Origin of the sequence: Vibrio sp. 10N.222.49.A3 (genome assembly GCF_041475145.1) — a bacterium.
Taxonomy (GTDB): domain Bacteria; phylum Pseudomonadota; class Gammaproteobacteria; order Enterobacterales; family Vibrionaceae; genus Vibrio; species Vibrio tasmaniensis_A.
The window spans coordinates 64,777-88,182 of sequence record NZ_JBFRVM010000023.1; the positions used below are offsets into that span (position 1 = coordinate 64,777).

Annotated in this window: 22 protein-coding genes and 1 pseudogene; 13 read left to right on the forward strand and 10 right to left on the reverse strand. The window is 44.3% G+C overall.

The window, feature by feature from the left end:
* The gene (locus AB4589_RS04225) at nucleotides 1-324 is read right to left on the reverse strand and encodes a putative quinol monooxygenase (RefSeq protein ID WP_372099478.1); all 324 of its coding nucleotides are present in this window, start codon (nucleotides 322-324) and stop codon (nucleotides 1-3) included.
* Between the two features lie 106 nt (nucleotides 325-430).
* Between AB4589_RS04225 and AB4589_RS04230 the strand changes: the two genes are divergently transcribed.
* On the forward strand, nucleotides 431-1,288 hold the full coding sequence (locus AB4589_RS04230; protein ID WP_372099479.1) for a LysR substrate-binding domain-containing protein: 858 nt from the start codon (nucleotides 431-433) through the stop codon (nucleotides 1,286-1,288).
* 65 nt (nucleotides 1,289-1,353) lie between these two features.
* Here AB4589_RS04230 and AB4589_RS04235 read toward each other — a convergent pair whose 3' ends face one another.
* From AB4589_RS04235 to AB4589_RS04245, 3 genes are all read right to left on the reverse strand, one after another.
* The gene (locus AB4589_RS04235) at nucleotides 1,354-2,547 is read right to left on the reverse strand and encodes a winged helix-turn-helix domain-containing protein (RefSeq protein ID WP_372048841.1); all 1,194 of its coding nucleotides are present in this window, start codon (nucleotides 2,545-2,547) and stop codon (nucleotides 1,354-1,356) included.
* Nucleotides 2,548-2,581: 34 nt separating this feature from the next.
* A complete protein-coding gene (locus AB4589_RS04240; protein ID WP_372099482.1) occupies nucleotides 2,582-3,229 on the reverse strand; it encodes a DsbA family oxidoreductase in 648 nt (215 codons plus the stop codon).
* A 180-nt stretch (nucleotides 3,230-3,409) separates the two neighbouring features.
* The gene (locus AB4589_RS04245; protein WP_017092739.1) at nucleotides 3,410-4,207 is read right to left on the reverse strand and encodes a Cof-type HAD-IIB family hydrolase; all 798 of its coding nucleotides are present in this window, start codon (nucleotides 4,205-4,207) and stop codon (nucleotides 3,410-3,412) included.
* A 279-nt stretch (nucleotides 4,208-4,486) separates the two neighbouring features.
* Here AB4589_RS04245 and AB4589_RS04250 point away from each other — a divergent pair, with 279 nt between their 5' ends.
* Both AB4589_RS04250 and AB4589_RS04255 read left to right on the forward strand, forming a co-directional pair.
* Nucleotides 4,487-5,650, forward strand: coding sequence for a glycosyltransferase family 2 protein (locus tag AB4589_RS04250; protein WP_372099483.1), 1,164 nt, complete (start codon nucleotides 4,487-4,489; stop codon nucleotides 5,648-5,650).
* Nucleotides 5,647-6,309 (forward strand): START domain-containing protein, encoded by a 663-nt coding sequence (locus AB4589_RS04255; RefSeq protein WP_102487707.1) that lies wholly within the window; start codon nucleotides 5,647-5,649, stop codon nucleotides 6,307-6,309. The genes AB4589_RS04250 and AB4589_RS04255 overlap by 4 nt, the downstream gene beginning before the upstream one ends.
* A 76-nt stretch (nucleotides 6,310-6,385) precedes the next feature.
* On the opposite strand, the gene AB4589_RS04260 is transcribed toward AB4589_RS04255, so the two are convergent.
* Nucleotides 6,386-6,961, reverse strand: a complete 576-nt coding sequence (locus AB4589_RS04260; RefSeq protein WP_017094826.1) for a TetR/AcrR family transcriptional regulator — start codon at nucleotides 6,959-6,961, stop codon at nucleotides 6,386-6,388.
* A 139-nt stretch (nucleotides 6,962-7,100) separates the two neighbouring features.
* On the opposite strand from AB4589_RS04260, the gene AB4589_RS04265 reads away from it, so the two are divergent.
* The 3 genes from AB4589_RS04265 (at nucleotide 7,101) to arsB (ending at nucleotide 9,260) form a co-directional block, all read left to right on the forward strand.
* Complete coding sequence (locus AB4589_RS04265; RefSeq protein ID WP_372099485.1) at nucleotides 7,101-7,625, forward strand: HPP family protein; 525 nt, start codon at nucleotides 7,101-7,103, stop codon at nucleotides 7,623-7,625.
* A 134-nt stretch (nucleotides 7,626-7,759) separates the two neighbouring features.
* Nucleotides 7,760-8,101: a helix-turn-helix transcriptional regulator gene (locus AB4589_RS04270; RefSeq protein WP_017060936.1), complete on the forward strand. Its 342-nt coding sequence runs from the start codon at nucleotides 7,760-7,762 to the stop codon at nucleotides 8,099-8,101.
* Between the two features lie 103 nt (nucleotides 8,102-8,204).
* On the forward strand, nucleotides 8,205-9,260 hold the full coding sequence (gene arsB / locus AB4589_RS04275; RefSeq protein ID WP_017081764.1) for an ACR3 family arsenite efflux transporter: 1,056 nt from the start codon (nucleotides 8,205-8,207) through the stop codon (nucleotides 9,258-9,260).
* Nucleotides 9,261-9,349: 89 nt separating this feature from the next.
* Here arsB and AB4589_RS04280 read toward each other — a convergent pair whose 3' ends face one another.
* A complete protein-coding gene (locus AB4589_RS04280) occupies nucleotides 9,350-10,240 on the reverse strand; it encodes a LysR family transcriptional regulator (protein WP_372099488.1) in 891 nt (296 codons plus the stop codon).
* Nucleotides 10,241-10,328: 88 nt separating this feature from the next.
* Between AB4589_RS04280 and AB4589_RS04285 the strand changes: the two are divergent.
* From AB4589_RS04285 to AB4589_RS04310, 6 genes and pseudogenes are all read left to right on the forward strand, one after another.
* Nucleotides 10,329-10,742: pseudogene (locus AB4589_RS04285) on the forward strand (PACE efflux transporter); the annotation flags it as partial.
* Between the two features lie 448 nt (nucleotides 10,743-11,190).
* Complete coding sequence (locus AB4589_RS04290; protein ID WP_102431546.1) at nucleotides 11,191-12,045, forward strand: MIP/aquaporin family protein; 855 nt, start codon at nucleotides 11,191-11,193, stop codon at nucleotides 12,043-12,045.
* 59 nt (nucleotides 12,046-12,104) lie between these two features.
* Nucleotides 12,105-13,625, forward strand: a complete 1,521-nt coding sequence (glpK, locus tag AB4589_RS04295; protein WP_371709872.1) for a glycerol kinase GlpK — start codon at nucleotides 12,105-12,107, stop codon at nucleotides 13,623-13,625.
* Between the two features lie 292 nt (nucleotides 13,626-13,917).
* Nucleotides 13,918-14,703, forward strand: coding sequence for a DeoR/GlpR family transcriptional regulator (locus tag AB4589_RS04300; RefSeq protein WP_004732237.1), 786 nt, complete (start codon nucleotides 13,918-13,920; stop codon nucleotides 14,701-14,703).
* A 269-nt stretch (nucleotides 14,704-14,972) separates the two neighbouring features.
* The gene (gene glpD / locus AB4589_RS04305) at nucleotides 14,973-16,532 is read left to right on the forward strand and encodes a glycerol-3-phosphate dehydrogenase (RefSeq protein WP_371709871.1); all 1,560 of its coding nucleotides are present in this window, start codon (nucleotides 14,973-14,975) and stop codon (nucleotides 16,530-16,532) included.
* 302 nt (nucleotides 16,533-16,834) lie between these two features.
* Nucleotides 16,835-17,644 (forward strand): SDR family NAD(P)-dependent oxidoreductase, encoded by an 810-nt coding sequence (locus tag AB4589_RS04310; RefSeq protein WP_372099492.1) that lies wholly within the window; start codon nucleotides 16,835-16,837, stop codon nucleotides 17,642-17,644.
* Between the two features lie 103 nt (nucleotides 17,645-17,747).
* Here AB4589_RS04310 and AB4589_RS04315 read toward each other — a convergent pair whose 3' ends face one another.
* On the reverse strand, nucleotides 17,748-18,644 hold the full coding sequence (locus AB4589_RS04315; RefSeq protein ID WP_102536787.1) for a LysR family transcriptional regulator: 897 nt from the start codon (nucleotides 18,642-18,644) through the stop codon (nucleotides 17,748-17,750).
* A gap of 192 nt (nucleotides 18,645-18,836) precedes the next feature.
* Nucleotides 18,837-19,073, reverse strand: coding sequence for a YdcH family protein (locus AB4589_RS04320; protein WP_065606862.1), 237 nt, complete (start codon nucleotides 19,071-19,073; stop codon nucleotides 18,837-18,839).
* Between the two features lie 665 nt (nucleotides 19,074-19,738).
* Between AB4589_RS04320 and AB4589_RS04325 the strand changes: the two genes are divergently transcribed.
* Nucleotides 19,739-20,779 carry a DUF1214 domain-containing protein gene (locus tag AB4589_RS04325; protein WP_017096307.1) on the forward strand — a complete coding sequence of 347 codons (1,041 nt, stop codon included), beginning with the start codon at nucleotides 19,739-19,741 and terminating at the stop codon, nucleotides 20,777-20,779.
* Between the two features lie 103 nt (nucleotides 20,780-20,882).
* On the opposite strand, the gene AB4589_RS04330 is transcribed toward AB4589_RS04325, so the two are convergent.
* Entirely contained in the window at nucleotides 20,883-21,797 is a 915-nt protein-coding gene (locus AB4589_RS04330) for a LysR family transcriptional regulator (protein ID WP_017082586.1), read from the reverse strand.
* Nucleotides 21,798-22,015: 218 nt separating this feature from the next.
* Nucleotides 22,016-23,260: an NADH:flavin oxidoreductase/NADH oxidase family protein gene (locus AB4589_RS04335; RefSeq protein WP_372099494.1), complete on the reverse strand. Its 1,245-nt coding sequence runs from the start codon at nucleotides 23,258-23,260 to the stop codon at nucleotides 22,016-22,018.
* Between the last annotated feature and the right edge of the window lie 146 nt (nucleotides 23,261-23,406).

Sequence of the window (23,406 nt, forward strand, 5' to 3'; positions counted from 1 at the left end):
TTAGATCTCCTGCTCTTGTGTTTTGATAGGTCCACGTTGCGTTTCAAATGCTTGTACTAATTCCGTTATATCACGCTCAATAAACGCTTGCGTATGAGGCATCACAAAGTGCTGATTGATCGCCTCACGGTTAACGTATTGCTCAAGCAAGACAACGCGATCGCTTTGGTTTTGATCATAGCTTGCAATTGCTTGTAGGCAGCCCGGCTCACTTTGCATGTCTCGGCAAAATTGCTCGATAGCTTCAATCGCAGCCTCACGATCAATGTTGGTTTTAATCTTAATTTCTGCAGTAACAAAGATGGTTTCATTCCTCTGAGGCATTTCACGCTCTTATTTTAGTTAATTATCGGTTTGCCATTAATATAATTAACCCCTAATAATTGATAAACTCACGTTTTGTTTATTGTTTATTAACCGAGAGTGTTTAATGGATAAGTTAACTAGCATGAAGGTCTTCGTTTACGTGGTCGAGCAAGGCAGCTTTCGTAGCGCCGCCAACCACTTCAACTTGTCGGCGACCATGATCAGTAAACATGTCCACCACCTTGAATCGAGCCTCAACTCTCAACTGATCCACCGCACCACGCGTAAGCAATCGTTAACCGATTCAGGGCAGCTTTATTATCGAGAATGTAAACGAATTCTCGAAGACATCAGCAATGCAGAGAACCTGATTCAAACCTTGGAAAACCAACCACAAGGCACGGTAAAAATTAACTGCCCAGTTACCTATGGAAACAAGGTGCTCGCCCCTATCGTGGCCAAATTTCTCGCACATCACCCAACCATCAACGTTGAGCTGATGTTGAATAATGACCTTGTTGATCCTTACTCTTCAGATATTGACCTGATTGTGCGAATTGGCGACCTGTCCGATTCAAGCTTGGTCGCAAGGTATTTAGGGGATTATGAGATGTGTTATTGCGCCGCGCCCGCTTACCTAAACCAACATGCTGAAATCAGAGTACTAGAAGACTTGGCACAGCACCCATCGCTTGGATTCAGTTACAGCAGCCAAGCCCCTCACACCACACCGAATAAAGAGCGTGTGCGCTTGATGTCGAATAATGGTGATGTGTTGCGATACGCCGCTCTACAAGGTGTGGGCGTGTTGTTGCAGCCCACTATCTTGGTCGCAGAAGAGATTAAACGTGGAGCGCTGTTGGAAATCCTACCCGGCATGGCGCCGTTACCTAAACCGATCCACTTGTTGTACAAAACTAAGCAACTGTCATTGAAGAACCGAACCTTTGTCGAATTCTTGTTAGCTACTCTTTCTGAGTAACTAAGCGCTGACGAATTAGCAAAGAGGCTTCTAAGTAACGAAGAGTTTTTTTAACAACAAAACCGCTAGACTGTTTGCCAATGGCTCATTAAGCGCTTGCCAAGATCAGAGGGCGTGGTGTTATGGACGATCATCTCATCACATTGGTTAAACACCATGAAGTGCTTTAGTTCTTCGCATAAAGCGTAAATCAATGACTCATGAGTTTTAACTCTGTCTTCAACAACCAAGTTACGAATATTGAGTAAACGGGTCTTCCTATCGACCTTACAATCCATTCGTGCCACCAGCCCACCTTGCCAGAGAATCGGTAAGCTAAAATAACCAAACTGACGCTTGGCTTCTGGAACATAGCACTCAAGAAGATAATCAAAGTTAAACAGTGATTGCATTCGCTTTCGTTGAATCAACAGGTTATCAAACGGAGACAGTATCTTAAGCTTGGTTCTGGAAAGCGGCAGATTCAGCAGATCAAAAGCACCTGGTAGGACATAGTAACCAGAGCCTTGAATATCTACTTTCAGGACCTGCTTATCTTCAAGCATCTGTTGGAGTGTTTTCTGAATCAGAGGCTTTGTGTTCTTGAGTAGATAACTCATTTCCGACGCTATTCCAACTCCGTTAGCCTCTAAATAACGTGTTATCAGATGCTCGATGTACTCTTGTTCAGTCGGCTCAGAGGTATCAATTCCGCTCGGTAAAACTCGCTCGGTTAGGTCATACACCTTATGGAAGTTCACTCGGCTCGGCACCATTAAGTCACCTTGCATAAACAAAATCTCTAGCGCCTGCTTGGCAGGTTTGCCACCCCATCCGCCAGGGTTTGGTCTATCCCCTTCAAAGTCTTTCGCCATTAATGGCCCTTCGCTCTCAATGCGTTTGAGAACATGCGCCATCAGTGCATCATCCTTTTTATACCAATGCTTAAGCTTACCGCTCGCAAACCCGTTCTTTCGATGCAAGCTGAAACGGTAGTCACGCATGGGTAAATACGCGGCGGCGTGCGACCAATACTCAAACACTTCTCGACGCTCTAACAGCTTATCCAGATGATCAAGCTGGTAGTCTTGATTTCGATTCCACAACGTATGATGGTGGGCTCGCTGAATCACAGAGATGGTATCAATTTGCACATATCCAAGGTTTTCAATCGCAGACAGCGTGTTCGCTAAAGCGCCCCCATTGCGTTGCTTTTTTGGCGGCAATTTTTGCGAAAGCAGTACAATCTTTTGCGCTTGAGCGAGTGACAGTGATTCCATGTAATTCAGACTCTAATTGATACCAATAATCGGCTTATGATTCAGCAATAAGTTCTTGAAGGATTTGCTTGTACGTTTCGACCGTCTGCGCACCAGTGACTGCACTCTTTCGGTTGAACACCACAGTAGGAACAGCTGAGATCCCCATGCGTTGCCATTCAAACTCTTGCGCTTCAATTTGCTTCAAGTTGTCGGTGTTCTTTAGGCGCTTCAGTGCCTTCGTTGAGTTTAGCCCAACCGCTTCAAGTTCTTGCGCGATGACCTCAAGATCAGACAGATCTTTTTGCTCTTTGAAGTGAGCCGTAAAGAAGCGTAGCTTTAACTCAGTCTGTTTGCCGTGCGCTAGTGCAAAATCGAGAAGTACATGTAGATGACGCGAATTGACCATTCTCATGCTGTCATAGAAATTGAAATCGAAACCAACCGCTTGGCCACGAGCAGCCAGTTGCTCACGCGAGCTTTGGCTCTCTTCCGCACTAGAGCCGTATTTTCTCATGATGTGATCGCGCAGGTTTTCACCCTCTTTCGGCATATCAGGGTTAAGCTCAAACGGCTGCCATTCAAGTTCAATCTGTTGTTCTAAGCCAAGCTCTGAAACGGCTTGCTCTAGATTTTTGTAGCCGACCACGCACCAAGGGCACATCACGTCAGAAATAATATCAAGTTGAAGTTTCTTGCTCATCGTCATTCCAAATATCGTTACTAAGGCGTATTCAATTCAAACTGAATACCCATCTTTCTGATTAGACTACAACATGCTGAACACTCGTTCAAATTTAACTCGATGAACCAGTAGCCAACAAAAAAGCCAACTCCTATTACCGAGTTGGCTTTGATAAAAATCGGATTGAGCTTAACCGCGTTACGCTAGCAGCTTCTCAAGCACTTGGAACACGCCCGCATCAACGTTACTTGGCGCGCCAAAACGAGCGATCTCTTTCAGCTTTGGATGTGCATTTTCCATCGCGTATGAGTGGTAGCTCTCTTTAAGCATTTCCAAGTCATTGAGGTAGTCACCAAAACTCATGGTCTGTTCGTAAGTGAAGCCAAGTGTATTTTGTAGGTGTTTAATCGCCGCGCCTTTTGACGCTTCAGCGTTCATCACATCCAACCAAATTTTCGCACTGACAACCACTTGGTAGTTCTCACCAAACTTGGCATCAATAGTTGGGTTCACTTTCTCTTGTGAACCGTCGAAGTGACAGATAGCCACCTTGATGAAATCGTCTTCTACCGCCAGTAAATCTTCTACTTTCTCACGGCGATGGTAGTACTTAGAGATCTCCGCTAGAGCACGCTCATCTTTGGTTTCGATGTATGCAGACTTCTTACCACATAGCACCACATGAGCACCTTCAATCGCGCGAGCTTCTTTAATGATCTCTTTGATGGCATCAGTATCAAGTAAGCAGCTGTAAAGCTCTTGGCCTTTATGCATCACCAATGTGCCGTTTTCAGCAACGAACATCATGCGATCTTTTAGCGGGGCAAAGGTTTCCATCAAGCTGTAATACTGACGACCCGATGCCGCAGCAAAAATAATGTCTTGAGCTTCTAAGCGCTCGTAAAGGTTGAAAAATTCTGGGTCTAACTTTCCGTGTTCATTAAGCAGAGTGCCGTCCATATCAGCAGCGATAAATTTGATGTTCTGTTGTGGCATTTCAGGGCTTACCTATTAGTAAAAATTAAAGTGCAAATTATGATTTTTCGTTATCTTGTGTAACGGTTCTGCGTTCGATTATATCGCTAGAGTAGCCAGTGAATGCAATGCTTATTTCTGAGCTCTAATAAATCGCTTCAAATGTGATTCAAACGCAAAACTGAGCTAACCGACATGTCACTTTGAATGATTGAGTCCTACATACCAGAGGTGAACGAAACCCCTCCAGGCTATACGCTCCTTAGATCTCTATCACTTTATTTGTTGACCACTGTAATCATGATTCTAGCTATCACTTCGACTTTGTTTTGCATCGTTACCATCAAGTTTTTAATCACACTTGCCAATTTAGCGCGCCATCGCGTTCACATTACGCCTAAAATTTCGTTGAACCGAACCAAGTGGCCAACCGTGTCCATTATTATCCCTGCGAGAAATGAAGAAGATAATATTGAGACCAGCCTCAGTTCGCTAATGAAGCAAAACTACCCAAAAGACAGGTTTGAAATCATCGTGGTTGATGATTTTTCTACTGATTCGACAAGGGCCATTGTTGATACGCTAATCGACGCATCGAGTGTTAACGTTCGCTGCATATCGGGAAGGAAGTTACCACCCAATTGGCTAGGGAAAAGCAACGCTTGCATGGTGGGCTCACAGCAGGCAACGGGTGAGTATTTGTATTTTATCGATGCTGATACAAAGTCTGAACCCTTGATGCTACAGAGCGTTATCAATTTCGCCTCAAGACACAAAACGGATTTGCTGTCGTTCAACCCTAGGCAAGCATTCACATCAACCGTTGAGAAAATCACCTTACCCGGCATATTTCTTTCAATCGCGTCTTACATGAACTTCAAGAACGCAAACGACAAGTCAAAAGCAGACGCCATTGCTAACGGCCAAGCCATGCTTTTTACACGAAAGTCATACGATGCGGTAGGTGGACATATTGCGGTAGCCAACGAGATATCCGAAGACATCGCTTTTGCAAAGCTCATGAAGATATGCGGTTTAAAAGCATTTTGGGCTTTTGCGGACGAACTCATGAGTACTCATATGTATTCCGACTTTGGTTCGATTTGGGCGGGTTTCTCCAAAAACATGAATCTTATTGTAAATTGCCAATCAAGATTCCAAGTACTCGGTGCATTCATCAAAACGAATATCATTGCATGGGCTGCCCCGGTGATGCTGCTTGTATCAACTCACTATTTCATCGGCGACCCTTCATCATTCAACGCCTATTCCTTAGCGATCAATGCTCTGATGTTGTTCGCTTCCATTGTCACTTATCTTATTTTGGTCAAAGAGCTCTTTATACCAGCTCGTTATGCGCTAACCGTGCCTTTGGGGATTTCGTTGCAAAGCTTGTTGATTCTCAACAGTTATCGCTTATCAAAGAACAATAAAATCTCTTGGAAAGGACGAGCACTGTCGTGATCAGTAAGATTCTAACTTTCATTATGGTTACGACGTCTTTTTCAGTGTTAGCGTTGGATGGCAATGAGTGGAAGCTCGTACGTAATAAGCAAGGCATCGAAGTCTACAATCGAAAAATTGAAGGTAACGACTTTAAGGAGTTTCGTGCAGAAGCTGATATCAAAGCCAATCTTACTTCAATCATCGCTTTGTTTACTGATACTTCAGTAGGCACTCAATGGGTAGAGAACATTGATGAAATGGAAGAGATAGACCACTTTAGTGAAGTACACACTGTCACTAAAACTTATACAAAAGCGCCTTGGCCCGTCTCGGATCGCGAAGCCATTGTCGAGAACTTTATCGAGCAAGATCCCGACACATTAATCGTCATAATTAACCAAAACGGTAGGCCTAATTACCTTCCAAATGAAGATAAAAGTGTGGTCAGAGTGGCTCATTTAGAATCACGATGGGTTCTCACACCCCTGAACAACAATACAACTCATATTTCTTATCAAGTATTGAGTGACCCAGGAGGGTCTATTCCATCTTGGTTAATTAATATGGTTGCGGTATCTCAACCTTACAAGACACTTCGTGGTTTGTCTGAGATGTTGGGTTCACATGCATACGCTGATCGTACACTTGATTACATCAGGAACTATCAGTCACTTTAATGAAGTTGATTACCCAACACGACGCTGCTGAAACGGTGCAGCGAGGGTAGGCACAACCTACCCTCATCAGTTAATTCTAAGTTAAGTCTAAAGCTGCCAATGCATACAGTGTTTTTCGACAAGCTTCTTTATTTGAATGCACACTCGCGTCTAACTCACCAAACTCACTTCTCACGATAAGTCCTTCAATGAAGGTCATGACTGATTCACTGCGTAATTCTAATGTTGCAACGTCTACCTCTTCGCCACCACTGACTACTTTGTAAATAGTACTCTTGAGCCAAGCCTTGTGCTGTCGCGAGAGCATCGCAATGTCATCTTCTGACTCTTTAAATTCGGCTAGTGCGTGCATGAACATACAACCTTTGAAATCAGGTTGTTCAAACCACGCAAGATGCCAATCTAACAGCGCATCGAGTTGATTTTGTATCCCAGAAGTTGATGATAGCGCCGCTTCTAAACTCGACTCGAAACGCTGATGACGCCTTTCTAACACGGCTTCAATCAGCTTGGTTTTCGATCCAAAGTGACGATACATGGATGTCTTAGAAACCGCCGCCTCGTCTCGGATCATATCCACCCCAACAGCGGTATAGCCATACTGATTAAATAGCGACTCCGCTACATCCAAAATCAGATCTTTTTTACTCATCGTTAATCAACCTTAAAATCGCTCTGAAATAGCTGAGCTCAGTTTCTCGTTGCAAGAAGTGTACAGATCTGTATCATTCAAATCAAACAGTACAGATCTGTACACTTGCAATAAAAAGAGATGACAAGAGGAAATGATTATGATCGGTAAACTATCTGGTGGTGGAGCTCTTCCTCCGAAAGCAAGCATAAGCCAACTAATTAAAGGTTTTATTGGCGGTACGCTGGGTATCTTAATCTTGTGCTTATTAGCAGAAAGTTCTGGGGTTGCGTGGCTAATGGCTCCATTTGGCGCCACTTGTGTGCTTCTATTTGCTGTGCCTACATCGCCGTTAGCTCAACCTAGAAACGTCATTGCGGGCCACTTTATTTCGGCTGCTGTTGGTCTAATCGCGCTATATGGCTTTGGGGATGACTACTTGACCATGGCAATCGCTGTCGGCTCATCCATCATGCTAATGCAATACTTTCAAGCGGTTCACCCACCTGCTGGCGCTAATCCTATTGTGATAGCTTTAGCAGGTACTGCGCATGTGGATTGGACGTTCTTATTTACTCCCGTATTAGTAGGCAGCATCGCTTTGGTTGGTATCAGTACGCTATTGAATAACAGCTATTCACAACAAAAGTGGCCGTTATACTGGTTTGGTTCATCCAAGTCTTAGTCTATTGAATTTCAATGATAAATATGGATTTTGACATCCAATTTAGAAGCAAATTGAAAGATCACATTGACCCTTATATAAAATGGGCTTACTATTAATCGTCATTTAACGATTGTGGAAAGCGAAACATCAATATGAACGAAACTTGCTCTACAACTGGTGGCTGTGCTCTGCCAATCGGACATGGTGATGCCGAAGCTGAAAAGCAAATGGCAACTCTAGCGAAAGCGCTCGCTCACCCGGCAAGAGTTCGTATATTGAGTATCCTTTCAACGTTAGAAAAATCGGGCGGCTGTTTGAACAGTGACTTGGTGAGTGAATTAGGTTTGGCTCAATCAACAGTATCAGAGCACCTAAGAATCTTGAAAACCTCAGGCTTCATCACTGCTGAATCGATACCACCGAAGATGTGCTATCGCATTAACCGAGATAATATTCAGCAATTTGAATCGCTTATCGACACCATTTTAAAATAGATTAACCACGCTTAGTTTGTCGAACACAATAAACTAAGCGTATTTTTTTGCCTTTAAATATCGCCTTTCGACGATTAACGATAACAACCAAAGAGACAATATAATGAAACCAAAATTAGGTTTTCTCGATCGCTACTTAACGCTGTGGATCTTCATCGCCATGGGCATTGGTGTACTGCTTGGCACCTTGTTCCCACAAATCGAACAGTGGAACGAATCAATGTCTGTTGGCACAACCAACATTCCACTGGCAATTGGCCTTATCTTAATGATGTACCCACCTCTGGCTAAGGTTAACTACAACCTGCTAGGCACCGTGGTAAAAGATAAGAAAGCGATAAAACTATCTTTGATCATGAACTGGTTTGTCGGCCCAATTCTGATGTTTGTGTTGGCGCTAACATTCTTAGGCGACCACCCAGGTTACATGGTCGGCGTCATTCTGATTGGTCTTGCTCGCTGTGTGGCGATGGTTCTGGTTTGGAACGACATCGGCGGCGGTAACAAAGAATACGGTGCGGCATTAGTTGCTCTAAACAGTGCGTTCCAAGTGGTGAGCTACAGCTTTATGGCGTGGTTGTTCATCAGCGTTCTTCCGCCAGTATTTGGTTACGAAGGCATGTTGGTTGATATCTCGATGATCGACATTGCACACAGTGTACTTATTTACCTAGGTATCCCATTCTTAGCGGGCTTCCTAAGCCGTAAGATCCTTGTGTCGATGAAAGGCGAGCAGTGGTACAACGATGTGTTTATTCCACGTATCTCTCCAATCACACTGATTGCACTACTGGCAACTATCGTTCTAATGTTCAGCCTAAAAGGCGAGATGATTGTTGAACTGCCAATGGACGTATTGTTGATTGCTGTTCCACTGACTATCTACTTCACAGCAATGTTCTTCATCAGCTTCTTCATTGGTAAGAAGATGGGTATTGAATACGACAAGAACGCATCAATTGCATTCACAGCGACAGGTAACAACTTCGAGCTAGCGATTGCTGTTGCTATCTCAGTATTCGGTATCAACTCAGACCAAGCGTTTGCCGGTGTTATCGGTCCACTGATTGAAGTACCTGTGTTGATTTATCTAGTGAACGTGGCGCTTAAGATGAAAGACAAGTACTACAACGGTCAGACGGTTAAACCTAGCGTATAGCATCTACGTCTACACCTAGAACTAGAACTAACAAAAAGCAGTATCACTTTGAACAGAAAGGCTCACACGTTAAACGGTGAGCCTTTTCTTTATTCAGTTTCGTCTAATAAGCCTTTCAATGCTTGTTCAAGCCAAAGTAACGCAGGGCCTTTAGAGCGTGTTTTAGACAGAACAAGATCAACGGGCGGCGACCATGTTTTGTGATCGAATGAGACACTAATCTCCACTAAACGCTGCTTATTCAGCTCCTCTTCGACAAGGTGCTTGGGTAAGTATGCCCAGCCAATATCGCTGCCAAGTACCATCTCTTTGATCACAATAAAGCTGTTTGACCACCATACCTTTCCGGCAATCAGCGGAAACTGATCCATCACCTTGCCTTTGTCTCCCCTCAACATTAACTGACGATGCGGGAGTAAGTCAGTGAGTTTCGCCACACCTGTTTTTGCGAGCGCATGACTTGGATGACACACAGCAATAAACGGTAAGTGACCGATAAAGCATGGCTCAGAGCCGACATCAAAAGCCAAGTTGGTAAACATCAATCCAATGTCGGCTCTCTCTTCGATAATTAACGGATTGACCTCTGTTGTGGTACACGCAACCAGTTCAACTTCAGTCGCCGGGAATTGATAACTGAACTGACTAAGGATCTTAGATAGATTCGGAACCAGTAATGAATCATCTAATGCAATTTTGATGAGCCCCTCTTCACCGCTGCCCATCGCGTTAACCGTCACATTCAGATCTTCAACCTGAAGCACGATTGCTTTGACCTGTTTAAACAGCTGCTCGCCCGCTTTGGTCAGTGAAGGCTTTCGAGTCGAACGATCAAAAAGCTCAACATTAAAATCTATTTCAAGATTACTGATGCCTTGGCTCACCGCCGACTGCACCTTACCCAAATGACGAGCACTGGCAGAAAATGACCCTAATTCAACGGCATACACAAACATTTTCAGTTGTTCAATGTTGTACATTTGGTTTCTCCCAAAAACTTATTATCACTATATGTGATACTAACTATCTTTATATTATCACTTAAGTAGATATTATCTAGCCAAGTCACTAGCCCATCGGCGGCTATTTGAATTGGTTGCTTTGGTTTTGATGGCAGGGCTTGCAACCTATGTTACAGGAAATGGCGCAGGTGAAATGGCAGGCTTAGCGCTCGCAATATCATTGATAGCGATGGCGTGGAACTACGTTTACAACTATGGATACGACAAAGTTTACGGAACAGACCGAAGCAAAAGAACCACGAAAACACGTGTCCTGCACGGATTAGGTTTTGAGCTTGGCTTAATGACAGTGACTCTACCTGTCTTGATATGGGTTCTACAACTCGACTTCCTAACCGTACTGATCATGGACATCGGCCTAGTTATTTTCTTTGTACTTTACGCGATAGCGTTCAACTGGGCGTATGACTCAATCCGAGCTCAATTGGTTTCGAAAGGAAAAGTTGCAGCTCTGGTTTAGAGCGGTAAGTTCGTCTCGTATAACAAGAACATACACCCAAATGAAAACTGCCAAACTACAACATAGTTGGCAGTTTATTCATTTATGCATATAAGCTCATTTGTTAACTCCCTTGTTACATAGCAAAAACATCACACAGCCCTCCCTAATTAAGTCTAATAATCCGCCACTCACGAAGTAGCATCACAAATCCAAACATAAACTCCTCGTACCAGTTGCGCATTCATTTACATATAGGTAGTTTGAGCGGCTTCGCAACCTATCAATTCGAGCAATGACGTTCATGCGAGCATCTTTTTCGAACAAAAGTGTTCGGATTAACATTTCAAGTGACTTTAATTAACAATTTTATGCTCAAACGCTCACTTTTGATGTTCGTTTATTTTCGAGTTCGCAAATATATGCACAATACACGTGCTAGATAAGCAAAACTAAAAAGGACTCGAACATGACAACAAACAAACACCCTTCTTTATTTGGGCAATGCTTGGCTGAATTTATCGGTACAGGATTACTCATATTCTTTGGCGTTGGCTGTGTGGCCGCTCTGGTATTAACTGGTGCGACATTCGGACAATGGGAAATCAGCATCATCTGGGGCTTCGGTGTTGCGATTGCAATTTACTGTACTGCCGGCGTTTCAGGCGCACACATCAACCCAGCCGTAACGATTGCACTGGCCATGTTCCATGGCTTTGATAAAGCGAAAGTGGTGCCTTACATCATTTCGCAACTGCTTGGTGCTTTCTGCTCTGCAGCATTGGTTTACAGCCTGTACAGCAACCTATTTACTGACTACGAAATCGCACATAACTTTGTTCGTAGCAGCCAAGACGCACTATCAACTGCTGGTATCTTCTCGACTTACCCACATGCTTCACTCTCTTTCTTCGGCGCTTTTGCTGTGGAATTCGTGATTACTGCAGTGTTGATGTTTGCCATTTTAGCGTTAGGTGATGAGAACAATGGCGCATCTCGCGGTGCAATGAACCCTCTACTGATCGGTATTCTTATCGCAGTAATTGGTGGTTCTTTAGGTCCACTGACTGGCTTTGCAATGAACCCTGCTCGTGACTTCGGGCCAAAACTTTTTGCTTACTTTGCAGGTTGGGATTTCGCACTAAGCGGTGCTCGTGATATTCCTTACTTCATCGTGCCAATTCTTGCTCCAATTGCGGGTGCGTGTTTTGGTGGTTGGTTGTACCCACGCGTTATCGGTGCTTACCTACCAATAGAAGGCCAAGGCTGCACAATTCCAAACCAATGTGAAACAGAAGAAGAAGCTGAACAAGCTCAAGCTTAATCACTAAGCGCCCCTACATTTACTAAAATATAAATAACAAAAGAAAAAGGATTCTTACCATGACCGAGCAAAAATACATTGTTGCCCTAGACCAAGGCACCACAAGCTCTCGCGCTGTAATCCTCGACCACGATGCAAACATCGTAAGCTCTTCTCAACGCGAATTTACTCAGATTTATCCTAAAGCCGGTTGGGTTGAGCATGACCCAATGGAAATCTGGGCAACTCAAAGCTCTACATTGGTTGAAGCACTTGCTAAAGCAGGCATTCGCAGCGACGAGCTAGCGGGCATTGGTATCACGAACCAACGTGAAACCACCATTGTTTGGAACAAAGAAACGGGTAAGCCGGTTTATAACGCCATCGTATGGCAGTGTCGCCGTACAGCAGACATCTGTGAAGACCTTAAAGCACGTGGCCTAGAAGACTACGTACGTGACAATACAGGCTTAGTCCTTGACCCGTATTTCTCAGGTACCAAAGTAAAATGGATTCTAGACAACGTTGAAGGCGCTCGCGAAGACGCAGAAGCTGGCAAACTACTGTTCGGTACAGTTGATACGTGGTTAGTTTGGAAGATGACTCAAGGACGTGTTCACGTTACGGATTATACCAACGCGTCACGTACTATGTTGTTCAACATCAATGACCTATGCTGGGATCAGAAGCTACTTAATGAAATGGGCATTCCAGCAGTCATGATGCCAGAAGTAAAACGCTCTTCAGAGGTATACGGTCAAACGAACCTTGGTGGTAAAGGCGGTACGCGTATCCCAATCGCGGGTATTGCGGGTGACCAACAAGCTGCACTTTACGGTCAAATGTGTGTAGAAGCAGGCCAAGCTAAGAATACTTACGGCACGGGTTGTTTCCTTCTAATGAACACAGGCCAAGAGAAAGTAACATCGAAGAATGGTCTACTCACAACGCTAGCATGTGGCCCTAAAGGTGAGCCTGCGTACGCACTTGAAGGTGCAGTATTCATGGGTGGCGCATCAATCCAATGGCTACGTGATGAAATGAAGCTACTGGCTGGCGCAGAAGACTCTGAGTACTTCGCAACCAAAGTAGATTCTTCAAACGGCGTTTACGTAGTCCCTGCGTTTACTGGTTTAGGCGCACCATACTGGGATGCTTACGCTCGCGGTACGATTGTCGGCCTAACTCGTGGTGTTAACTCTAACCACATCATCCGTGCAACGCTGGAAGGCATTGCTTACCAAACGCGTGACGTACTAGACGCGATGCAAGCGGATTCAGGCATCAAGCTAGCGAAACTACGTGTTGATGGCGGCGCAGTAGCGAACAACTTCCTAATGCAATTCCAATCAGACGTGCTGGATACTGAAGTTCACCGCCCGGAAGTAACAGAAGTAACGGCTCTTGGTGCCGCTTACCTTGCTGGCCTAGCGGTTGGTTTCTGGGACAGCATTGACGAGCTTCAAGACAAAGCCGTTCTTAACCGCACCTTCATGCCACACCACGACGAAGAGAAGCGTAACCGCCGTTACAAAGGTTGGAAGCGTGCGATCAAGTGTGCACAGGTTTGGTCTGAACTGCACGATGACGACGAAGAGTAATACTGATTATTCAGCTAATCGTTAATCATTAGCCGCTGACCTAGAAACTCGAGTAATCTAATCGACTAGATTGTTCGAACCTCAGCAAACGAAACTAAAAAGAGCACTATTTTGTGCTCTTTTTTGCGTTTCAGGCTCAAATTCCGCGTTTTGCGCAGCGTTTTTGCGGTTTAGACATGATTCCTTACCATCATTACTTCTCTCTTTTCATCAATTCGAGCACAATAGCGTGAGTTTATATTTTCGATTTTGACGCGCTAGAGCCCTTTGCGCGCAGGGAGTGGTAAGTTAAGTGAAGCAGATACCAAGACACCAGCAGATTGTAGATCTGGTAAAAACACAAGGATATGTGAGTACCGAAGAGCTCGTTGAAAAGTTCGATGTCAGCCCACAAACCATCAGACGAGACCTCAATGAACTCGCCGATAGCAACAAAATTCGTCGCTATCATGGTGGTGCAACCATTCCTTTAAGCTCGGAAAACACCTCGTATAACACGCGTAAAGCGCTTAACTTCAACGAAAAAGACGTGATCGCCGATGAACTGGTTAAACACATCCCAGATGGTGCAACCCTATTCGTTGATATCGGTACCACGCCAGAATCGGTGGCACGCGCACTCAACAAAAACCACAAACAACTAAGAGTCGTCACCAACAACATCAATGTTGCCAGCATCCTTCTGCCTAACCCAGAGATCAAGGTTATCCTGGCGGGTGGAGAAGTGAGAAACCGTGATGGCGGTATAGTTGGCGAAGCGACACTCGATTTCGTGAAGCAGTTCCGCCTTGATTTCGGTATTTTGGGCATCAGCGGCATCGACTTTGATGGCTCACTGCTCGATTTTGATTACCACGAAGTTCGTGTAAAACAAGCCATCATCGAAAACAGTCGCAGCATCTTCTTAGCCGTCGACCATACTAAGTTTGGCCGTAACGCGATGGTTAAGCTCGGCAATATCTCTCAAGCGCACATGGTCTTTACCAACAAGCAGCCACCGGAAGAGATTCTCAACATCCTTAAAGATTCAGCAATACCATTAGAAGTGATCGATACCGCTCGTCCTGTGAGCGAATAACTCAACATAAGTGCTCAGTGAGCCACTTTCTTAAATGAATCACGATTCTTTATAGAAAAGTTAAAAAAGTAAAACTTGCTCACTACCACTGTCGCTTCTATGCTCGAATTAGACTTATTTGAACCTCTGCTTTCATAAGCAGAGGTTTTTTTATGCCCAAATCACATAAAACGCGCATAAACGAAAATAATAAATGACCGCAAACGAAAGTTAATATAGGATTCAATTATGTTCTAAAATGCTCGTTCGCTCAGAAAGAGGTCAAAACCATGAGTGCTCAACAAAATAATTCAAACAACAGTACACCTTCCACTTTAGACTTGATCGTGATTGGCGGCGGCATCAATGGTGCAGGCATCGCGGCAGATGCATCAGGTCGTGGTCTAAACGTTGGCTTATACGAAGCAAATGATTTCGCGTCTGCGACGTCTTCTGCTAGCTCAAAGCTTATCCACGGAGGCCTACGCTACCTTGAACATTACGAATTTCGTTTGGTTTCGGAAGCACTCGCGGAACGTGAAGTCTTGTTAAGAAAAGCACCTCATGTTGCTCAACCAATGCGTTTCCGTTTACCACATCGACCATTTTTACGCCCGGCTTGGATGATTCGCTGTGGCCTATTCCTTTACGATAACTTGGGTAAGCGCACCACTCTTCCTGGAAGTAAGACCGTCAACTTAGCGAAATCAGGCCTACTGAAACCAGAAATGAAGACAGGCTTCGAATACTCAGATTGCTGGGTTGATGATGCGCGTATGGTGTTGCTCAACGTATTAGCAGCAAAAGAGAACAACGCAGAAGTTCGTAACTACTGCCGAGTTGAAAAAGCGCACCGTGAAGGCGGCATCTGGCATGTGACGATCCTTGATGTGATGACAAACCAGCGTTTTGAACGTAAAGCGAAAGCACTGGTCAACGCAGCTGGCCCTTGGGTTAAGCAGTTCTTTGATGATGGATTAGAGCAAGCTTCGCCTCGTAATATTCGTCTGATCAAAGGCTCTCACATTGTTGTGCCACGTATTCACGACGAACCACAAGCGTACATCCTGCAAAACAAAGACAATCGTATTGTGTTCATGATCCCTTACCTAGATAAGTTCTCGATCATCGGCACTACCGACCTTGAATACAAAGGCGACCCACGTAACGTCGCAATTGATGATGTCGAAGTGGATTACTTGATTGATATCGTTAACCAACACTTTGTTAAACAGCTCGGTCGTGAAGACGTGGTTTGGACATACAGTGGCGTAAGACCGCTTTGTGACGACGAATCGGATTCACCACAAGCGATCACTCGTGACTACACATTGGAATTGGACGCAGAGCTCGATCAAGCACCACTGCTTTCGATCTTCGGTGGCAAGTTAACTACTTATCGTAAACTCGGCGAAGCGGCACTTAAGAAGCTTGAGCCACACCTAACCAACATGGGCGCACCATGGACAGCGAACGACACGCTTCCAGGTGGTAACTTTAGTTGCAGCAGAGAGCAGCTTGCGAAGATGATCCACACTAAATACCCTTGGGCATCTGAAGCGCTATTGCTTCGCTACGTGACTCAATTTGGTACTTACACATGGAAACTATTGGAAGGCGCAAATAGCGAAGCTGACCTTGGCATTCAATTCTCAAGCGAGGCCCATGGCGTTTATCAAGTTGAGATCGATTACTTGATCAATGAAGAGATGGCGATGACAGACGAAGACATCTTGTGGCGCAGAACCAAACTTGGCCTGTATATGAGCGAATCCGAGCAGCAAGCGGTGACGGATTACCTGAAAGAGAAGCTACAAAGCAAGGTTGTAAGCTTTTCTCAAGTAGGCTAACCCCACCAGCTTAAACATGGTTCAAGAACATACTTAACAACGAAGCTTAGCGTCCCCCGCGCTAAGCTTTTTTATTGCCTGCTATTCCGGCCTAAGAACTCGATCAGATAAATCTCTCGATTGATCGTCTCCTTCGCACGGACTGAGGCTTTGTTCACTCCCCCATTTTCAACAAAAACTAAATAGTGTTTTATTAATCCGGTTGATTATCAACTTCATAAAAGGTTGCTATTCTTTACCTCAACGAAACAACACATTTAAAAACGCTCACCATGTCAGCGCTTTAATAAGGAATCTATTCCATGCAAAAAGTTATTCTGCTCACAGGCTCTACCGATGGTATCGGCTTCGAAACGGCAAAAATACTTGTTCAACAAGGCCACCACGTTTTATTGCATGGACGTAACCCAAGCAAGCTCAAAGACGTAGAGCAGCAGCTCGTGGCTATCTCTGATGAAGCGAAAATTCAAAGTTACGTGGCAGACTTGTCTGTTCTGGCTGATGTGGATGCGTTGGCTGACAAAGTAATTGCTGAGCACGATAAGATTAATGTACTGATTAACAACGCAGGTGTGTTCAACACTCCGAACCCAATTACTAAAGACGGTTTAGATGTTCGTTTTGTTGTGAATACTATTTCACCATACCACCTGACTAAACGTCTGCTACCTGTGCTCGATGCATCTAGCCGAGTAGTGAACCTATCTTCAGCGGCGCAAGCAGCAGTGAACATCGAAGCGCTAGAAGGTAAAAAACCGCTTTCTGATGGTGACGCTTACGCACAAAGCAAGCTTGCGATCACCATGTGGACTCGCGAGATGGCAAAAGAGTTAGGCTCTACAGGGCCAATGGTGGTTGCGGTCAACCCAGCTTCGTTACTAGGCAGTAAGATGGTGAAAGACGCTTACGGCATTGCAGGCGGCGACCTAAGCATCGGTTCTGATATTCTGGTTCGCGCATCATTGTCTGATGAGTTTGCACAAGCAGGCGGTCAATACTTTGATAACGACAACAACACGTTTGCGAACCCGCACCCAGATGCGATATACGGTGATAAATCACAGCCAGTTGTCGCTAAAATTGAAGAGATTATCAAAGCAACGCTTTCTTAATTGCGACGACTCATGATGAGTTGATTTGCAAATCTCAATAAAAAAGCCCTGTGTTTCTAATAAATTAACTTAGAAACACAGGGCTTTCGTACAACGTTTGTCTCTACGTTTGCTCCCAATACGGCGGATTACCATAATATTCAGAGAAGTAGTCAATGAAGGCTCTCACCTTTGGTGCCAGTAACCTTGTACTTGGGTACACCGCCCAAATCGCAGGCTCTGAGGTTAATGGGTAATCTTCTAATATTTGAACCAGCTGACCGCTTTTCAGTTGTTCATAGGCACACCAATTCGACGTCACCGTGATACCCATACCACCTGACGCTGCGTCACGCAGTGCTTCTCCGTTATCAGCCCTGAACGACCCAGATGCCTTAATCGTCTTAGGCCCGCTTTCAGTATTGAAGGTCCAGTTTTCTAAACCAATTAAGCTAATACACTGATGATCATTAAGATCTCGAGGTGTAGCTGGCTTACCATATTTGATTAAGTAATCAGGCGATGCACACACAATACGTTTGTCTGTCGCCAATTTTCGGGCAATCAGTGTCGAGTCTTTCAGCTCCGAGATACGAATCGCGATATCAAAGCCACCCTCAACAACATCCACCATCGAGTCTGATAGCCTGAGATCGACTTTTAACCCAGGGTAGCGCTCTAAGAATCCAGGTAAAGCAGGAACAAGATGCAAACGTCCAAAAGACGCAGATGCGGTAACTCTCAGCGTTCCGGTTGGAGAGTCACAGCCCACACCAACCGCCGATTTGGCAGCATCGACGCTCGATAACACCTCTTCAGCATGAGGCAAGAACGCTTCCCCCTCTTCGGTTAAAGAGACCTTACGAGTGGTTCTATGCACCAAGCGAACGCCTAAATTGTCTTCCAGTTTACTAATGTGCGAGCTTGCAACAGCAGGAGACAAACCAAGCTCTTGCCCAGCCATGCTGATGTTATGTGTGGAAGCTAAACGAACAAACAATTTGAGGTGTTCAATATTCATGAGATTACCAATAAAATCTTAAAAATCGTGTACCAGTAACCCTCATTATGCGTCATTAACATAACAATACAACGTATTAACTCAGTTGAATTGTGAAGAAGTGATTGAGCCAAAACGAAAAAAAACTCCCGAAGGAGTTTTTGTCTAAGTCTGTAATTTGCCATTTAGCTAGTCAGCAAAATTACCAACTCACTAGCCAGTTAAACGAGCATGCAGTGAATCTTTAAGCTCAGAACGATCATGTTTCAATTGGTGCATCGAGCCGTCATCAATGGGTGAATCTTTCAGCTCTAGTTTACGAATCTCTTTATCAAGGTTGTCGTATGTCTTCATATCTTCTGCAAAGCCATCGTCAGTTTTAGCAAGCTCAGCAATTTTGTCTTTCATTTCAGGAAATTCGTGAACAAGAGAGTGATTTTCACCTAGCATAGAAACCTCTTAAGTTGAGTAAAGTGATTGGTAGTACACATTCATTATTTACCTTAGCAAGGGACTCAAATAACAAATGAGATCCAGTACACAGCCTAGAATATAGACAGTTCAGATTCACAAATTTACAACATCCACCTAAAAAAATAAGATGCTTTACATAGAAGAAAGCCTTGTAAGAACACAAGGCTTTATAAGGTAGATCTATATACAAGTAGAGTTAACAATCGTTATCGAAGCAGCTGAAAAATGTTTCTACAAAGAGATTAGCTACTGCACCCGCTTGTATCTACTTTATTCATTTGATCATGTGAAGATGTTTCAGAGCCTGTTGATTGGCATCCCGCCACAAACAATAGCGTTACAGATAAGATAAGCCATTTCATAATTAATCCTCTTTTAGTCATGACTAAAGCATAGTGCTTAAAAGCGCGGATACCTCAGTCATTAACTAAAGCCTTACCTGCCGATAAAGCCTTAGTTAATGAACAAAGCATCGCTTCATTAACTAACGACCAGTCTCTGTGCAAAAAACTTTCACCAAACGAACAAAAAACAGTCACAACTCTCTCTAAGCTTCACAAAAACCAGCCTTCCGATTCCTTTTGGTTATTACATAAATAACATCAATTCATTTTTAGAATCACCACCAAACCGATACATTAGTGTCATCTCCTAATGACGACCTCAAGGTAAACGATATGAAAAAGACCATTTTAGCAACACTGATTACCATCACATCAATGCAAACAATGGCAGCAGTTGAAGTAACCGACGAAAACTTCGCTCGTGCAGAAAGCGACCTTTACTTCACTCAACAGTTAGAGCATCAACCGGTTAATGTTTTTGAGCATAATCGCGAAAACGTAACGGTAGAGAACCAAATGATTATCCGCTCTAACACCGACCTGCTCTATTCAACCGCGGTTGTCGATGTCTCAGAAGGCGCAACATTCAAACTGGCGAAAGGCGATGCGTACCAGATCATGCATATCTTCAATAACAATCATGATAACCACATGGCCATTTATGGTGGCGAAGAAATTTACATCGACTCAGAAATCGCAGGTTCAGACTACATCTACATACTGATGCGAACTGCAACAAGTGCTGGCGCAGATGAAGCGCATCGACTGCAAGATGCGGCGGTCATTAATGCGAAATCAGCTAAGCCTTTTGAACCTGCTTCAGATTGGGATGATGCTTCACGAGATAACGTCCGAGCAAAATGGGAGAAGCTAGTTAATGACATCAAGACAGAAGAAGCCTTCACACCAAACATCACAGCAACATCAGATAACAAGCAGTTTATGATTGGTACTGCGGTAGGTTGGGCTGGTATGCCGGCAGAGCATGCTGTGTATACATCACGAGCGGGCACAGGTAAAACAGAATGTGCAAACATCACATTTGAAGCACCCTCATTACGTTATGACGAAGGCGGTTATTGGTCAATTACGGCCTATTCAAGCCAAGGCTGGTTGATGACGAACAACAACAGTGCTGATTCAACGACATCAACACCCAATAAAGACGGTTCTTACACGATCCACTTTGCGCCAAAAGGGCAAACCTGTGACGCTGCAAATAACGTAATTGAAGTAAACGATGATGGCTGGAACTTTGCGGTTCGTGCATACCGTCCTAGTGATGAAGCGGTAGCATCAGGTGAGATGCACAACTTCCCACAGGTCACTGCTCAATAGCGGGGAATAACGACTGAGTTGCGAGTGATTAGTGTTAATTAACTGGCAATAACAGCTGCTAACAATAACTGCTAACAATAACCTAGCCTCTCATTTGAGAGGCTTATTGCTTTTCTTTTATGATGGCTTGGGAGGTAGTGATAATTTTGCGCTTAAGCCATTGATTCATCGGGTGCATTCTCTTGTTATGAGATTCCACCAACACGATCTTTTTGAGCTCTTCCGGTGCATAATCAGGAAAAGAGAGATAATCGAACTCTTCATGAAGATAAAGAGCAAGCTGCTTGGAACACGGTAGAATCATGTCACTTTGTTTAATGACCTCTAATAGCGTGTGCAAATACGAGCTTCTTGCTTTCACTTTAAGCTGCTCTGTCGACAAATGCTTGGCGATATAAGGCTGAATATCATTCCACCCCGGTATCACCAAACTCGCGTATTCCGCTTCATCTATCTCTTGCTGTGAAATCACTTTGCCAGCTAATGGATGGCCGGTTTTAACCAACCCGACAAAGTCATCCTCACCGATAATCTGATGGGTAAACTGCTTATTCGTGTCGATTGGAGAAAAGTTGATAGCTGCTTGTATCTCGCCATCCAACAATTTTTTCAGCGTTTGGGAGCCCCAATTAACGATATTGACTTGAGCATTGGGCGCTTCTTGAATGAGACCAAGGCATAAACGCGCCCCAAGCCAGTTCGAGATAAAACCGTTAATCGCAATCGTGATGTTGCCTTGATACTCGGCAGGGTCAAAACTTGGAGTTTCAAGAATCACGTCGTCCAAGCTTTCCATGATCATTGGCAGCCGTTCACCAAGCTCTAACGCACGTGGAGTTGGCTTCAAACCTGAATGGACACGAGTAAACAATTCGTCATCAAAGTATTCTCTCAATCGCCCTAGTGCTTTACTCACTGCGGGCTGACTCAGCGCCAATTTATTGCCAGCAATGCGAGTATTTTGGGTTTCTAGCAAAACCAGAAAAACGCGGATTAAATTGAGATCCAATTGTTTCATAGTTACCTGTCATTAAAGTTTGGTCAGGGAGATATTTAGCCGTCTGGCGATAAAAGCTAACTTAGCGAATATCTCTCTCATTATGGCTCATTTGACGATTGATTCGCTTAACGATCTTTAACTCTTTCTTACTCTCTAGACAAACTAAACAATAAATCATCATAGAAAAAAGCAGAACTTCAATTCCTTAAAGTTCTGATTTAACAATCCATGACTGCTTACGCTCTGCGCTTCTTGAAAGCGTGCCAGCCGGCGCTGAAAATTGTTTTTAACACCACACCTAATGCGCTTAGTTTAGGGTCGGCATTCTTGCCAGAGGCGATGCGCCACATTTGATGTTCATACCAAACTAGCCCGACCATCGCCACCTTGTCTAATGCCGGTTTACCTGTGGTTGGCACGGTTAACGGCATGCCGTGGCTAGGGTTTTCAATTAACTTGTTAGGGAAATCAGGATCAACCGCCATTGTTCGCGCAATACCAATAAAATCGGTCGCCGAGGTGTTTAATGCTTCATTCATTGCTTGCGCGGTTCGAAAACCACCCGTGACCACCAGCGGTGTACTCACGAGTTTTCTCGCCTTAACCATGTAATCCATAAAATACGCTTCACGTTTTACTGTGCTGGACTTGATTGATTCAGCTTTGCTCTTTGAACCCATCATTGATGGACTTTCATAGGTGCCGCCAGAGATCTCAATCAGGTCGATACCGTTATCACTCAGTGTTTGCACAACCTGCATCGACTCTTCTTCAGTGAAGCCACCTTTCATGAAGTCGGCGCTGTTGAGCTTAATTCCGACAGGGAAATCTTCACCGACCTCTTTTCGAATCGCGCGATAAACCTCAAGCACAAAACGAAGTCTGTTTTCGAGTGAGCCACCCCATTTGTCTTGGCGTTGATTGTGTCTCGAAGACAAAAACTGACTCACGAGATAACCATGAGCACCGTGAATCTGCACGCCAGTAAAGCCTGCTTGTTTTGAAAGCTTTGCACTCAGCGCGAATTTATCAATGATTGCGATTATTTCCGTCTCACTCAGAGCTCGTGGCGTATTGAAGCCTTTCTCTAACCCGCGCTCTAAAGATATAGCTGAAGGAGCAACGGGGCTATCACATAAGAATTTAGGAATTTGCTTTCCTGGGTGGTTCAATTGCATCCATATCTGCGAACCATTTTGTGTTCCAGCCTTCGCCCACTCACGAAATACGCTTAAGTCACTTTGCTCATCCAACACAACGTTTTTAGGTTCACCAAGCGCACCTCTATTGACCATCACGTTGCCCGTCATGGATAGGCCAATTCCTCCTTGAGCCCAACGCTGGTAAAGCGTGACTAAACCTTGCTTAGGGTTATGATGTTTATCACCTAGCTGTTCACTCATTGCCGATTTGAACAGGCGATTTTTGATCACTTGGCCATTAGGAAGAGAAAAAGGGTCGTTGAGGCAGATCGGATTCATGCGCGTGGTTACTTTCTTTGGTTTATATATTCAGTCCAGTATGCCCTATTTTATTCTACAGTTCTGAGCATTTAACGCCTATTTCGAAGCAAGTTTCGCTCAATAAAAAATGCCAGCGGCATAGCAGCTGGCATTAATCGATAATA